The organism is Aeribacillus composti (genome assembly GCF_007827555.1).
Taxonomy (GTDB): Bacteria; Bacillota; Bacilli; order Bacillales; family Aeribacillaceae; genus Aeribacillus; species Aeribacillus composti.
In genome coordinates this window covers 1-15,090 of the sequence record NZ_VISS01000010.1, presented here as the reverse complement: position 1 = coordinate 15,090, position 15,090 = coordinate 1, and the positions used below count along the sequence as shown (strand labels likewise).

General features: G+C 40.9%; 15 protein-coding genes. 14 read left to right on the top strand and 1 reads right to left on the bottom strand.

The annotated features are described in order from the left end of the window. Window positions 1–120 precede the first annotated feature (120 nt). Window positions 121–552, top strand: a complete 432-nt coding sequence (locus FB379_RS06765) for a hypothetical protein (RefSeq protein WP_066251326.1) — start codon at window positions 121–123, stop codon at window positions 550–552. Window positions 553–641: 89 nt separating this feature from the next. Here the strand turns inward: FB379_RS06765 and FB379_RS06760 are convergent, their stop codons facing one another. Then, a complete protein-coding gene (locus FB379_RS06760; protein ID WP_144597581.1) occupies window positions 642–1,151 on the bottom strand; it encodes a MerR family transcriptional regulator in 510 nt (169 codons plus the stop codon). Window positions 1,152–1,714: 563 nt separating this feature from the next. Here FB379_RS06760 and prfA point away from each other — a divergent pair. The 13 genes from prfA (at window position 1,715) to FB379_RS18980 (ending at window position 15,004) form a co-directional block, all read left to right on the top strand. Then, window positions 1,715–2,785, top strand: a complete 1,071-nt coding sequence (prfA, locus tag FB379_RS06755) for a peptide chain release factor 1 (protein ID WP_063389031.1) — start codon at window positions 1,715–1,717, stop codon at window positions 2,783–2,785. A gap of 3 nt (window positions 2,786–2,788) precedes the next feature. Next, window positions 2,789–3,649: a peptide chain release factor N(5)-glutamine methyltransferase gene (gene prmC, locus FB379_RS06750; RefSeq protein ID WP_144597579.1), complete on the top strand. Its 861-nt coding sequence runs from the start codon at window positions 2,789–2,791 to the stop codon at window positions 3,647–3,649. 114 nt (window positions 3,650–3,763) lie between these two features. Further along, window positions 3,764–4,408 carry a stage II sporulation protein R gene (spoIIR, locus tag FB379_RS06745; RefSeq protein ID WP_144597577.1) on the top strand — a complete coding sequence of 215 codons (645 nt, stop codon included), beginning with the start codon at window positions 3,764–3,766 and terminating at the stop codon, window positions 4,406–4,408. Window positions 4,409–4,472: 64 nt separating this feature from the next. Further along, entirely contained in the window at window positions 4,473–4,904 is a 432-nt protein-coding gene (locus tag FB379_RS06740) for a GNAT family N-acetyltransferase (RefSeq protein WP_144597575.1), read from the top strand. Window positions 4,905–5,078: 174 nt separating this feature from the next. Continuing rightward, a complete protein-coding gene (locus FB379_RS06735; protein WP_144597573.1) occupies window positions 5,079–6,122 on the top strand; it encodes an L-threonylcarbamoyladenylate synthase in 1,044 nt (347 codons plus the stop codon). Between the two features lie 262 nt (window positions 6,123–6,384). Beyond that, a complete protein-coding gene (locus FB379_RS06730; protein WP_063389026.1) occupies window positions 6,385–6,930 on the top strand; it encodes a manganese efflux pump MntP in 546 nt (181 codons plus the stop codon). 215 nt (window positions 6,931–7,145) lie between these two features. Next, a complete protein-coding gene (locus tag FB379_RS06725) occupies window positions 7,146–7,598 on the top strand; it encodes a low molecular weight protein arginine phosphatase (protein ID WP_082829607.1) in 453 nt (150 codons plus the stop codon). Window positions 7,599–7,614: 16 nt separating this feature from the next. Beyond that, window positions 7,615–8,910, top strand: a complete 1,296-nt coding sequence (locus tag FB379_RS06720; RefSeq protein ID WP_144597571.1) for a methyl-accepting chemotaxis protein — start codon at window positions 7,615–7,617, stop codon at window positions 8,908–8,910. A 16-nt stretch (window positions 8,911–8,926) separates the two neighbouring features. Beyond that, window positions 8,927–9,373, top strand: coding sequence for a ribose 5-phosphate isomerase B (gene rpiB / locus FB379_RS06715; RefSeq protein WP_063389024.1), 447 nt, complete (start codon window positions 8,927–8,929; stop codon window positions 9,371–9,373). A 12-nt stretch (window positions 9,374–9,385) separates the two neighbouring features. Next, complete coding sequence (locus tag FB379_RS06710) at window positions 9,386–9,934, top strand: TIGR01440 family protein (RefSeq protein ID WP_063389023.1); 549 nt, start codon at window positions 9,386–9,388, stop codon at window positions 9,932–9,934. Window positions 9,935–10,440: 506 nt separating this feature from the next. Next, window positions 10,441–11,682: a serine hydroxymethyltransferase gene (glyA, locus tag FB379_RS06705; protein ID WP_063389022.1), complete on the top strand. Its 1,242-nt coding sequence runs from the start codon at window positions 10,441–10,443 to the stop codon at window positions 11,680–11,682. 188 nt (window positions 11,683–11,870) lie between these two features. Further along, window positions 11,871–12,500: a uracil phosphoribosyltransferase gene (gene upp / locus FB379_RS06700; protein ID WP_063389021.1), complete on the top strand. Its 630-nt coding sequence runs from the start codon at window positions 11,871–11,873 to the stop codon at window positions 12,498–12,500. A gap of 275 nt (window positions 12,501–12,775) precedes the next feature. Next, window positions 12,776–15,004: a S8 family serine peptidase gene (locus FB379_RS18980; RefSeq protein ID WP_277874796.1), complete on the top strand. Its 2,229-nt coding sequence runs from the start codon at window positions 12,776–12,778 to the stop codon at window positions 15,002–15,004. The last annotated feature ends 86 nt before the right edge of the window (window positions 15,005–15,090 follow it).

Here is a 15,090-nt window from a genome sequence, read left to right as displayed (position 1 = left end):
GCATTAGATGGGAAGAAACGTTGTCGGCAAAGTGTGATGAAGAGAATCTTACGATAAGGAAATATTTTCATTTAAAAGAGCTGATCCTTTTGGGCACCTTAAGAACAGGAGGTGCTTTTTATGCGAATATTGATACCATTCATTTTGGCGGCAATATATTTACTGTCAGGGTGTGGAACGGCGGATAAAATATCAGATAATCGCTCATTAAATCTCGATCATAATGGATCCAACCTGATGACGAGGGACGTTAAGCCTGAAAATACAGGAGATGTGGTCGACCAGCAAACACAAAATCCAAACATAAATATTGCGAACAGCCCCTTGACGATCAGGGAGGCAAAAGAACAAATCGTCCGTACACTGGAAACTGAAAAAGGTTTAGAGCTCGATTCTTTTTGGACAAACGGGGACGATGCATGGGCGGTTATTTATACATCGCAAAAATTGACGGAACAACAACGCGAAAACCGGCAAAAGGAGCTGTACGACAAGTTGCAGCGCGCACTGCCCCGATACAACTTGCATGTTCAGTTAATCAATAAAAAATAAAACTCGTTCACCGATTGAGCGAGTTTTATGAAAGAACTTATAAATCGAAAATTGATTTCGTGTATCGAGTGTGTGTCATGAAGACGGGCTTATAAACCGAAAATGGAGCTGAGCAGCGTTTTATATACTGCCTTCTTTTTTCGGGGTTTATCGATCGAAGACATTTGAAGCGAAGACATTTGAAGTTCAGGCATACTTTTTTTGCTTTCAAGCTCTTTTATTTTTCTTTCGAGCTTCTCGATCCTTCCTGTCAGCTCTTCAATTTCCTTTCTTTGCACTAAAAGCTGATATGACACGACATCGTCAGCTTTTGAATAGATCATTTGCTCCAGATCCGCTATTTTTTTCAACAATTCGTTCGAAACCGTTTCACCAGCATTTTTAGCCGATTCTTTTCTTTTCGTTTTTACTATTACTTGTTGCATTGGAACTCCTTGTTTTATTTGATTGTGAACTTCTTTGAGCAAGGCGATATCCTCGTCAGAAAACATATAGTGTCCAAGTTCGTTCCGTTCCATTGGAAGATTAAGCTGTTTGATCCAGCGCTGAACTGTTTTCGGAGAAACACCGATTTTTTTGGCAGCATCGGTTGTATTCATCGAACCTCTCCTTTCAAACGATCATAATATACATATTCAGCTTTTTATAGGAGAACCCTTCCTGTTTGACAAAACAAGCGGTCATCCGGCAAAAGTTCTAGAATATCGACAGAGGAGCCGGTAATTATCCGAACGTTTGAAACTGCGAGAACTTCAAAAAAATATATTCTGTTTCATTTGGCCGCTGATTCTATTTCATGGCAGAATCATTCGTCCGCATACATCTGGTTTTGTCTGTCAGCCGACTTGATTTTGTCCTGCACTCTAGATCAAAAACGAAAAATTTTAACAGGTTCCTAGTTTTGTGCAAATGATGGCAGCATATTGGATTGATTAATCGCTTTTTAACAAAACCTTGATTTGATTATAAAAGCCGTCCGAACCTGTAAAATCGACTTTGCAGCATCGCATATCGAAAAAAGCTTTTTTGCTTCCCAATTGTTAAAAACGGTTGTTTTTGACTGGTACAGTTTCCTATACTATAATTTAGAAAGTTACAAACGGTGCACCACATAGGAGTTTCCCTATGAGTGGGCTATGATTAAAAATAGAGGTGAAATTCCGTGTTAGAACGTTTGCAAGCGGTTGAAGACCGATATGAAAAATTGAATGAGCTTTTAATGGATCCGGAGGTTGTCAACGATCCGAAAAAGCTGCGCGAATATTCGAAAGAACAATCTGATCTTCAAGAAACGGTTGAAGTTTACCGTGAATATAAAAAGGTAAGAGAGCAGCTAGAAGATGCAAAAAGCATGCTTGAAGAAAAGCTTGATCCAGAAATGCGGGCAATGGTAAAAGAGGAACTGGCAGAGCTTGAAGCGCGGGAAAGCGAGCTGATTGAGCAATTAAAAATTTTACTGCTTCCAAAAGATCCGAACGATGAAAAGAACGTTATCATGGAGATCCGCGGTGCAGCAGGCGGAGAGGAAGCAGCGCTTTTTGCTGCAGACCTTTACCGCATGTATACTAGGTATGCGGAAGATAAAGGCTGGAAAATAGAAGTGATGGAAGCAAACACGACCGGGACTGGCGGCTATAAAGAGATCATTTTTATGATTACAGGAAAAGGAGCCTATTCCAAATTAAAATTTGAAAACGGTGCCCATCGCGTGCAGCGGGTACCGGAGACGGAATCGGGAGGCAGAATTCATACGTCAACTGCAACAGTCGCCTGTTTGCCGGAAGCGGAAGAGGTAGAAGTAGAAATTAACGAAAAAGATATCCGTGTTGATACATTCGCATCAAGCGGTCCTGGGGGACAAAGCGTTAACACTACGATGTCAGCTGTACGTTTAACACACATTCCAACCGGAATTGTCGTATCCTGCCAGGATGAAAAATCGCAAATAAAAAATAAAGAGAAAGCCATGAAGGTTTTGCGTGCCCGCATTTTAGATAAATACCGCCAAGAAGCGCAAGCGGAATATGATCAAAACCGAAAGCTTGCTGTTGGAACCGGTGATCGATCGGAACGCATTCGTACGTACAACTTCCCGCAAAACAGAGTTACAGACCATCGCATCGGTCTCACATTACAAAAGCTTGATCTCATCCTAGAAGGAAAATTGGATGAAATTATCGATGCTCTCATTTTAGAAGATCAAGCGAAAAAACTGCAATCCCAAGGGGAGTAAACCATGCCGAAAGTTTTCGAAGCCCTCAAATGGGCTTCTTCTTTTTTAAAACAAGCGGGAAGAGATGAGAATGCGGGAGAATTGCTGCTTTTGCATCATATGAAGAAAAGTCGGGCGAGCTTGCTTGCCGATTTAAGAATGGATATTGACAAACAAGTATGGGAAATCTTTCAGCAGGACGTGCAAAAACATGCTCAAGGGATGCCTGTGCAATATATTATCGGCTGCGAACAATTTTGCGGCCGCCCTTTTAAGGTGAACGAGCATGTATTGATTCCGAGACCGGAAACGGAAGAGCTAGTTCACGGCGTGCTGCTCCGCTCTGAACGTTTATTTTCTGAAAGGGAGCAAATCGATGTTGTAGATATTGGCACGGGGAGCGGTGCTATTGCCGTCACATTGGCTCTTGAAAATACAAAAATGCGCGTGTCTGCCACCGATATTTCCGAAAAAGCGCTTGCAGTGGCAAAAGAAAATAGCGAAAAGCTTTGTGCTAATGTGCATTTTTATCAAGGCGATTTGCTGAAACCTATTATAAATGCGAAGCAAAAAGCGGATGTTGTTGTGTCCAATCCGCCGTATATTCCGGATGAAGAAATCATGGAGCTGTCAACGGTTGTAAAGGACTGGGAGCCGACATTAGCGCTTTCAGGAGGAGCGGACGGTCTTTTGTATTATCGAAAAATTGTGGAGCAGCTTCCAGATGTGATCCGCTACCCTGGATTAATCGCATTTGAAATCGGACACGGGCAAGGAAAAGATGTGAAAAGCATGCTAGAGAATAGGTTCCCAAAAGCAGAGGTACAAATTGAATACGATATGAATGGAAAAGAACGGAAAGTATTTGCTGTCCTTTCGTTATAATAAGCTTTTCGAGCCATTCCCTCCTTTTCTAGCAAACTTCAAATCTGAACCAATTTTATGTTTAAGATCTCTCTCTTCTGTCGATAATGACGTACTGAAGGGAGAGGAAAAACGATGAAAAAGAAATTATCTGTTATATATATTTTTTTAATGCTGTTTGGCAGCCTATTAACAGCTTATGAAATGCCGACAGACGCAAAACAAAATGAGAAGGTGATCATTCCTGACGAAGCCATTCGTCTGCGAATTTTAGCAAATAGCGATTCTCCGGAAGATCAAGCTTTAAAACGGAATGTTCGGAATGCGGTCAATGAAGCAATTAATCAATGGGTTCAGGATCTAACTTCGATTGAAGAGGCGCGTAAAATCATTCGAGCAAAAATACCAGAAATTAAAGATATCGTCCAAAGCGTTTTAAAACAGGAAAACAGCAGCCAATCCTTTACAGTGGAGTTTAAAAAAATTCAATTTCCGACAAAGCTTTATGGAAATTTCCTTTATCCTGCTGGAAACTATGAAGCCATATTGATCACTCTTGGAGAAGGAAAAGGAGCCAACTGGTGGTGTGTGTTGTTTCCGCCGCTTTGCTTTGTCGACTTTTCAAGCGGTGAAGCTATTCAACAGGATGAAGAAAAGGATAAAGTAAAAGAAGAAAAGAAATTAGAGAAAACAAAAATCTTATTCGCTCCTGAAGAACATGATGAAGAAGTAGAAGTGAAATTTTTCTTAGTAGAATGGTTTACAAATCTGTTTTCATAGGTCTAATTCAGCTTTTGCCTCATACATTGATTACTAGATTTGTCCGAATAAAAGGGGTGAAAGCGTGTATTATTCATTGCGGTTTGCGGAAAGGGAAGACTTAAAAACCATTCAACAATTTGCAGATCAAGCGGGCGTTTCCACGGAAGGCTTCGACAACAGCCATTTTATTATTATGGAGACTGATCATGGTGAAATAGCGGGATGTCTAGGAATGGAAGTCATCAATCAGGATGGTCTCCTCCGCTCTTGCGTTGTGTCCAGCAATTTGAATCAAGGACATATCATTTCCCTATTAAAATCAGCAGACTTATTAATGGAACAGTTTCGTTTGAAAAATATTTATTTTGCAGTCAACAAAAATTCTGCAGCAGAGTTATTAGAAATATTCGGATTCAAGAGGATTCAAGCGGATGAATTGCCTGCCCACATGCTTGCGTCAAATCTCATGAATCAGCTGGTATCCGTTCCAAATGTAGCGTTTATGGTAAAATAAAGCTATGGATACGTATAAATTATACACAATATCCACAAAATTTATCCACTGCAATCAACAGCTTTATCCACAATTTGTGGATAAAGCTTGTTCTTGAAAAATAATTGAACAGTTTCACTATTGCTTAGAAAGATTTATAACACTCGTCCATGTATTAGCAAAGGAGTAAACGAAATGAAAACGAAGCATTGGATTGTGGATAATTTAGAGCATGTTACAAAAAATTCTCCACAAATTGTTCAGGCAGCCGAACTATTGAAAAAAAATGAATTGGTTGCCTTTCCAACAGAAACAGTCTATGGACTAGGAGCAAACGCGAAAAGCGATGAAGCAGTAGCAAAAATTTATAGCGCGAAAGGAAGACCGAGCGATAATCCGTTAATTATCCACATTGCTAAAAAAGAACAGTTAACAGAGATTGTGGATAGCTATCCCGATTGGATTGATCCATTAATTGACCGTTTTTGGCCAGGCCCGCTCACCCTTGTTTTGCCAAAAAAAGAAGGTCTGTCGAATCTTGCCACAGCAGGATTATCAACAGTAGCAGTGCGCATGCCGGATCACCCTGCAGCATTAGCATTAATCGAAGCAGCAAATCTGCCGATTGCAGCTCCGAGCGCCAATCTTTCCGGAAAGCCAAGTCCCACTTCTGCTAAACATGTCATGGATGATCTCGAAGGGCGAATCCCGGGAATTGTCGATGCAGGCCCTACTGGACTTGGCGTAGAATCAACAGTACTTGACTGCACCGAGGATATTCCAGTGATCCTGCGTCCAGGTAGTGTTACAAAGCAGCAATTAGAAGAAGTCATCGGTTCGGTGCGCATAGATGCTGCGCTGCTGAATCAGGAGGAATTGCCGAAAGCGCCGGGCATGAAATATACACATTATGCACCTGATGCTCCTTTAACGATTGTCGATGGAAGCAAAGAATTTATTGAACAATTAATACAAAAAGAGAAAGAAAAAGAAAAAAAAGTCGGGGTGTTGACAACAGAAGAAAATAGTCGTTTTTACAGTGCGGATAAAATTGTTGTCTGCGGAAAAAGAAGCGATTTGCCAACAGTTGCCAGCGCACTGTATGATTCGCTCAGAAAGTTTAATGAAGAACAGCTGGATGTATTATTCAGCGAAGCGTTTCCTGCGGAAGGAGTTGGACAAGCTATTATGAATCGCTTGTTAAAAGCTGCATCCCACCGGATCATAAAAGAACGGTAAACTTTTAATGCCTTGAACAAAAATCGGCGCTCAGGCCGGTTTTTTTGAGTCCAGACTTTCTGATCCTTTGTTTAACAGGCGGAATTGACAGATCAAAAGCAAATATAAAAATGGTAAAGGCTCATCTGCCATCGCACGCATAGGCAGAAACAGATCGCGCAGTTAAATAAACAGAGATCAATGAACCGGGCGCCATTCTTTGTCATAATGTCCCTCTGACGTGCATATCGTTCAATATGCGTGTCCGGGGGAGGTTATCTATATGGCTGCAGAAATAGTAACTTTATTTTTAATGGCATTTGCATTAGGGATGGATGCCTTTTCAGTTAGCCTTGGGATGGGCTTAGTTCGTTTGCGATGGAAGCAAATTTTTGACATCGGTATATATATTGGGATTTTTCATATGATCATGCCGCTTATCGGAATTGTCTTGGGGAAAGTACTATCGGAAAAGTTTGGTTTAGTTGCCATGTATATTGGAGGATGTCTGCTCACTCTTTTAGGAATTCAAATGATTTATTCGTCTTTTAAACGCGATGAATCGCCTTTCATTGCACCGGTCGGCATCGGCCTGTTCCTTTTTGCGCTGAGCGTCAGTTTAGACAGTTTTTCGGTAGGATTAAGTCTAGGTATCTACGGAGCGGAGGTTTTGTTAACCGTCGTAATGTTTGGTTTTATGAGCATGGTGCTCACTTGGAGCGGGTTATTGATCGGCAAACGGGTTCAAGATTGGTTCGGCACATATAGTGAAGCTTTTGGCGGCAGCATTTTGCTTGTATTTGGCTTGAAATTATTATTTTCAATGTAGAAAGCTGTATTGTCTAAACCAATCGTTTGAGCACAGTCATTGGACGTGCTTTTTTTTGTTAATTTTTTTGGTTAAATATGCCTATTATGCAAAAAAATTGTGACTTTTTGTCGATAATAAAAATAAAAAAAATTCCTCATGGTTTCCATTCTTTCGAACTTTTTGATTATAATGAAGGTAACATCAAAAGGGAGAGATAGAAGGGAGAAAACCTTGTGACAAACATTTTATTCGTTTGCACCGGAAATACATGTCGAAGCCCGATGGCGGAGGCTATTTTTAAGCATTTGCAAAAAAACGGCCGATTTAACGTTCGTTCAGCAGGCGTGTTTGCATTGGATGGGCAGAAAATTTCAGAAAATGCAAAAAAAGTGCTGGAGGAAAAGGGAATACATGTTGAGCACAGTGCTTCAAAACTTACGGAAGAACATATCGATTGGGCAACATATGTATTTACGATGACTAAAGATCATAAAAACATATTATGCCAATTTTTTCCTAAAGCAGCCGAAAAAACATTTACGGTAAGCGAGTTCGTTGTTGGAAAAGATGAGGAGATACGTGATATTACCGATCCGTTTGGCAGTTCCGTGGAAAAGTACAGAAAAACAAGGGAAGAGCTGGAGCAATTGCTTCAAAAGCTTATTTCAAAATTAGAAACAAATTAGCAGGCAGGTGGACTCTGTGAAAAACAAGAATCGATACAAATTCAGCATCCGTTTAAAAATCGTCATCTTTATTACGATTGTTGCTCTTATTACATATTCAACAAGCGGATTTTTCATTTATGTTGTATACGAGTATGTGAAACAATATATTGACCGAACATCTTTTACCCTTTTGACGCTGACTCTTGGAATCATATGGTCAGGGATTTTAACAGCTATTGCAGCTGGATTTCTTATTTCTCCGCTAAAGCGGCTTGAAAAGGCTGCTCTTATAGCGGCCGATGGCGATATTTCCGTAAATGTTCCTGACATCAAATCAGATGATGAAATTCGGTCCTTAAGCAGAGCCTTTAATGAAATGCTTTCCAATTTAAGACATATGGTGAAAAACATTGAAATAAATTTTGAGCAAACAAATGAGCAGGTGAAACAAATACATGCTGCAACAGAACAGGCAACAAGACAAGCTGAAAGCATTTCATATACGATTAAGGAAATTTCAACAGGAGCCGACCAATCGGCGGCTGCTATTCAGGAAACAGCAGAAGCGGTGGAAGATACGGTAGAGCTTGCTAGTCAGGTAAAAGAAAAAGCAAAAGTATCCGAAAAAATGGCGAATGAAATGGTTCAATCACTTGACCAAAGCAAAAAGATATTTCAATCTTTAATTAAAGGGATTCAATCGTTGGCCGAAAAAAACGAGCAATCTATTTTGGCGGTACAGCGTCTTGAAGAAAATGCCAAAAAGGTGGAGACTATTGTATCCCTTGTCGGCGATATTGCCGATCAAACAAACCTGCTGGCGCTGAACGCGTCAATTGAAGCGGCAAGAGCAGGTGAACACGGCAGAGGGTTTGCTGTCGTTGCGGAAGAAGTTCGAAAGCTTGCTGACCAAAGCGCCAAAGCTGTTCAAGGAATTTCCGAGCTGATCTCTAACATTCAAAAAGAAGTAAGCAATGTTGTTGAACAGATTGGAGATCAAGTGAAAACAGCTCGACAAGAAGCGCAAAGAGGGAAAGAAACAGAGAAAATTCTTGTGGAGATGTCGAAATCGATTTTGCATGTTGCCGAAGCGGTTAAGGTGATCAGCGAGCTGATGGACGAACAGCAAAAAAGCATTCAACAAACAGGAGCGCAATCCGAAGAAGTGGCAGCGATTGCCGAAGAGACATCTGCTGGTGCACAGGAAGTGGCCTCATCTGTACAAGAACAAGCTGATAATATTTCTAACATTAATCAATTAACGAGAGAGCTTGAAGCAAGCGCTCAGCAGCTAAAGAAAGTAATCGATCGATTTACTTATGAAAAATAAAAAGGAGGAGCAGCTAGTGAAAGTCATAATTGCCTCAGATCACGGAGGGGTCAACATACGTGAAGAAATCAAAAAATTGCTTGACGAGATGAATATCGAATACGAAGATATCGGCTGCGACTGTGGGACATCAGTTGATTATCCTGATTACGCATTGCCGGCAGCTGAACGAGTCGCGAAAGGAGAATTTGACCGCGGTATTTTAATTTGCGGAACAGGGATCGGAATGTCAATAGCGGCCAATAAAGTAAAAGGTATTCGCTGCGCCCTTGTACATGATGTGTTTAGTGCAAAAGCAACCCGGGAGCATAACGACAGCAACATGCTTGCAATGGGTGAACGTGTCATCGGGCCGGGACTTGCCCGCGAAATTGTGAAAACGTGGCTGACAACTGAATATGTGGGAGGCAGGCATGCGAATAGAATAGAAAAAATTTCAAAATATGAAGAAACCCATTTATAAGGTGATGATCGAATGCCGGAATTGCAAGAATACCGGGAACAGCTTTTAACAGTGCTGGCCGATTTTAAAGAAAAAGCACCAATTCAAAAAGGGCAGCTGATTGTCATAGGGTGCTCAACGAGCGAAGTAATCGGAGAAAAAATCGGCACTGCCGGAAATACGGATGTTGCCGAAATGATATTTTCTGCATTATCGGAATTTCAAAAAGAAACAGGTGTAGAGCTCGCTTTTCAATGCTGCGAGCATTTAAATCGCGCTCTTGTCGTTGAACGGGAAACAGCAGAAAAGCGCAATTACGAAATCGTTTCTGTCATCCCAATCCCGAAAGCAGGCGGTTCCATGGCAGCGTTTGCTTATGAGCATATGAGGGATCCGGTTGTTGTTGAATTTATTAAGGCAGATGCAGGCATTGACATCGGAGATACACTTATTGGCATGCATTTAAAGCATGTTGCTGTCCCTGTTAGAAGCTCGGTCAAGCAAGTCGGACAAGCCCATGTAAACTTAGCTTTTAGCCGGCCGAAGCTTATCGGCGGTGCGCGGGCAGTTTATACAAAATAAACATTCGAATATTAGCAGTGCGAACTTACGTCATGGTTTGTGCTGCTATTTTTTTATAAAAGAAGTGGAGCGGAACGAAAAAAATCATGCACATCATCTCTTTGAAGTATATCGGGGCCCCTCCATCTTTAGAAATTGTAAGCAAAAGTCGTATCAAACTTTGATGCGATTTTGTTTAATGAAAATACAGGTTGCCGATCATTTCCTGCTTGACGACCCTGTGCATTGAGTTAGGTACAGAAGCTCCGTTGGTCGAGTTGTACAAGACATGATTCAATTTACGAACTGATAGTTTAAGTATACAGGCAGAATCGAGGTTTTAAGAAATTCCGAATTAAAAACTATTCATGCCAAAAAAAAGTTTGGGAAGAATACGCTTACATAAAAGAAAAGGGTTGCCAAAGGATGATCAATACGGTTATTCTGATTAATAAGTAGATCGGCATGACGATTTTGTCGCTCGCCTGTGCCGTTCAATCGATGAAAGACTAGAGGGGGAACATTTCATGAAATATATTCAACAACAGGATCCTGAAGTATATGAAGCGATACAGAACGAATTAAAGCGCCAGCGTACGAAAATCGAACTGATTGCGTCAGAAAATTTTGTCAGTGAAGCGGTAATGGAGGCCCAAGGTTCTGTATTAACAAATAAATATGCAGAAGGTTATCCGGGACGTCGCTACTATGGAGGATGCGAATATGTTGACGTTGCGGAAGATTTAGCTCGCGAACGGGCGAAAAAAATTTTTGGAGCTGAGCATGCAAACGTTCAGCCGCATTCCGGTTCTCAAGCCAATATGGCTGTTTACTATGCTGTCTTAAATCATGGGGACACTGTTCTCGGAATGAATTTGTCTCACGGCGGCCATTTAACGCATGGAAGTCCGGTAAACTTCAGCGGAATGCAATTTAATTTTGTTGAATACGGTGTTGATCCTAACACTCATCTTATCGATTATGATGATGTTCGAGCTAAAGCTCTTGAGCATAAACCGAAAATCATTGTTGCTGGTGCCAGCGCTTATCCTCGTGAAATTGATTTTAAAAAGTTTCGGGAAATCGCTGATGAAGTGGGAGCTTACTTAATGGTTGACATGGCTCATATTGCCGGCCTTGTTGCTGCAGGTCTTCATCAAAATCCTGTGCCGTACTCCCATTTTGTAACAACTACGACGCATAAAACACTTCGCGGTCCAAGAGGCGGAATGATTTTATGCAAAGAAGAATTTGCAAAACAAATTGATAAAATCATTTTCCCAGGCATTCAAGGCGGTCCGTTAATGCATGTTATTGCGGCAAAAGCGGTAGCATTGGGAGAAGTTTTACAAGAAGAATTTAAAACATATGCGCAAAACATTATCAACAATGCGAAGCGGCTGGCAGAAAAATTAAAAGAAGAAGGACTGACTTTAGTATCTGGAGGAACAGATAACCATTTGATTTTAGTTGATGTCCGCAACTTGCAATTAACAGGAAAAGTTGCTGAACATGTTTTGGACGAAATCGGCATTACTGTGAATAAAAACGCGATTCCATACGATCCTGAATCACCTTTTGTTACAAGCGGAATCCGTATTGGAACGGCAGCTGTCACAAGCCGCGGTTTTGGTTTGGAAGAAATGGATGAAATCGGATCGATTATTGCATTTGCATTGAAATTCCATCAAGACGAAGCTAAATTGGAAGAAGCGAGAAAACGGGTGCAAGCTTTAACAGAAAAATTCCCGCTCTACCCAAATTATTGAGGAAATATTGAGTGTTCGAAGCCACATGCTTCGGACGCTCTTTTTTTATTTTAATTTTCTGCCTCTTAAAACTATTTAAAATGGATTTCATCGTTTGGAATGTTGTCGAAAAAGGTTGATGAAAATGTTGAAACTCAAAAATTTTTTCTGTAAAATCTATTGAGGCAAAAGAAAAGGAGATGTGAAACTTGGGCAAAGTGTTTGTATTTGATCACCCGTTAATTCAGCATAAGCTATCCTATATTCGCGATAAAAAAACCGGAACAAAAGAATTTCGAGAGCTTGTGGATGAGATTGCTACATTAATGGCGTTTGAGATAACACGAGATCTTCCGCTGGAGGAAGTGGAAGTAGAAACCCCGGTAGGAGTAGCGAAAACAAAAATCTTGTCAGGAAAAAAACTTGGGGTTATTCCCATTTTGCGTGCGGGGCTAGGAATGGTTGACGGCATTTTGAAACTGATTCCTGCCGCAAAAGTCGGCCATATCGGGTTATATCGGGATCCGAAAACATTAAAGCCTGTAGAATACTATGTAAAACTTCCTTCTGATGTGGAAGAGCGGGATTTCATCGTTGTTGACCCAATGCTGGCTACCGGCGGTTCAGCAGTTGAAGCAATAGAGTGTCTAAAAAAACGCGGTGCAAAAAATATCCGTTTCATGTGTCTAGTAGCTGCTCCTGAAGGGGTAAAAGCAATGGAAGAAGCTCATCCAGATGTCGATATTTACATTGCCGCACTTGATGAGAAATTAAACGACCATGGCTATATCGTACCAGGTTTAGGAGATGCAGGAGACCGTTTATTTGGTACAAAATAACAGGAGAGGGCGAAGTGAAGTGCCCTCTCTTTCTTTTTAGCATAGTATGAAAATTCATTAATATAAGGAGCTGTCCAGAAAGTCAAATCCCCATTTGAAAACACAAAATCATAAACATCGATATATCAACGTTTCTGAAACATTAATAGGCGTCAATAAGCCGTAAAAACGACTTATTAAACAGCTCCATCAATTTCTCACTTTTCCCTTAAAACGACTTTTTTCATGCAATAAACTGATGTTCATAGCGAACAATAAGTGCTGAGGTGATAGAAATGGGAAACCCTTCAGTGCGAATTTGTTTGCTTTTTTTCTTCATTTTCCACGTTTTTGATATAACTGCTTTTGCAAAGACCTTCCCCGAACATCCACAAATCCCTGAAGAGAATGCTGATGAACAAGTCACAATGATCATTGTTTTGTCAGATCAGAACCTTTCAAAAATAAAAGAGTTGATTCAAAAAAAATATCCGGAAATAAACATTTGCTGGGAATATAAAAAAACGTTTACCGGATTTTCAGTAAAAGGGAAAAAAAGAGATCTAGATCAGCTAGTAAAAGAGCCTTACATTGAACATGCAGAGCCTGTAACGACTTTTCAAGCAACGGTTGAAGAAAGTGTTCCTTTTATAGGCGGCATCGATGCACGCGGCTATTTTGACACGAAGGATGAAAGATTGACAGGAAAAGGAGTGAAAGTAGCTGTTATAGATACGGGGATCGACTACAACCACCGAGATTTACAAAAAAATTATCAAGGCGGATTTGATTTTGTAGATCAAGACAAAGACCCAATGGAAACAGTCGCGAAAGACAATTCGAGGACAATTCACGGCACTCACGTAGCAGGAATTATAGCGGCAAATGGAAAATTGAAAGGGGTTGCTCCGGAAGCCTCCATCATTGCCTATAGAGCGCTTGGCCCTCATGGGTACGGGACGACAGACCAAGTTATTGCAGCGATTGAAAAATCGATTGAGGATCAGGTAGATATCGTAAATCTTTCCCTTGGCAATGATGTGAACGGTCCGGATTATCCGACAAGCCTGGCGTTAAACCGAGCCGTTGAAGAGGGGATAACTGCAGTTGTATCAAGCGGAAACTCTGGACCTAACATTTGGACCGTCGGTTCGCCTGGCACTGCAAGCAAAGCAATTTCCGTCGGCGCATCGACACCGCCGCTTGACGTAAAGTATTTAACCCTTTCAGGATTTCAAAAGAAAATACCAGCTGAATCTTTGTTCAATTCTGCCCCTTGGACAACAATTAGAGGACGGATAGAATATGCAGGCTTAGGGGAGAAAAAAGACTTTAAACCTTCTGTTAAAGGAAAAATAGCCTTGGTGAAGCGCGGGGAGATCACGTTTGCCGAAAAAGTGAAAAATGCAAAATCAGCCGGAGCCCAAGCGTTGATTATTTGCAACAACATGAAAGGGAGATTTACCGGCAATTTAGAAGAAAAATTGGACTTTCCTGTTGTCTCCATCTCAAAGGAAGATGGCGAATGGCTGCTGAAACAATTGAATGAAAAATCGTTCATCAAAACAACCATTCAGATAGAAAAAGATCGCCTCGCACCCTTTTCATCAAAAGGACCGGTAACAGTCACATGGGAAGTGAAGCCCGATCTTGTCGCGCCTGGTGTAGCAATTGACAGCACAATACCTAAAGGGTATATGGCTCTTCAAGGAACAAGCATGGCTGCTCCGCATATAGCAGGTGCAGCGGCATTGATCAAACAAAAGCATCCAGATTGGTCGCCGGAACAAATAAAAGCAGCTATGATGAATACTGCTAAACCGCTTTATGATCAAAATGGAAGGCTGTACAAGGTGTTTGAGCAGGGGGCGGGAAGAATCGATATTTTATCGGCTGTTCAGACAAGAGCTCTCATTTATCCGGCATCTCTATCATTCGGTCAATTTCACAAAAATATCGGCAGGAAAAAGAAAGAGATCACGTTAACTCTTGAAAATCTCTCCGATCAAGAAAAAACGTTTGTTTTTTCTAAACCGCATTATCAAAAAGGGGTTCAATGGCAGCTCCCTATTTCCGTAAAGGTTCCTGCTAACGGGAAAAGAGAAGTATCCGTCTCGATTGATGTTGCACCAAAATCATTGAGGGAAGGATTGTATGACGGGACTCTTGTTGTAACAGCCGGCAGCCAGACAATCCGCCTTCCATATTTATTCGTTGTTGGCGAACCGAATTATCCAAAAATCATGGGATTTGAATTTGGGCTTGCCGATCAAGGGAATATGTACCATTATGAGCTTTATTTGCCGCAAGGGGCGGATGAATTCGGGATTGCCCTGTATGATACGGACACTTTAACATTCAAAGGCTTTTTAGACTGGCAAAGAAATATTCCGGGAGGTTTGTTGAAAAGAGACATTTCCGGGCAATTTAAGGACATTCCAAACGGCGTTTACAAAGCGCTTATTTTTGCAAAAAAAGACGGGGAAGAAAGCAGCTATGAAACGACAATCATTTTAGATCACTAGCATTGCAGTAATTAAATCTGATGATTCAAAATACTAAGAATGTTCAATTTTTTATTGATTTCAAAACAAAAAAATCCTTTACAATG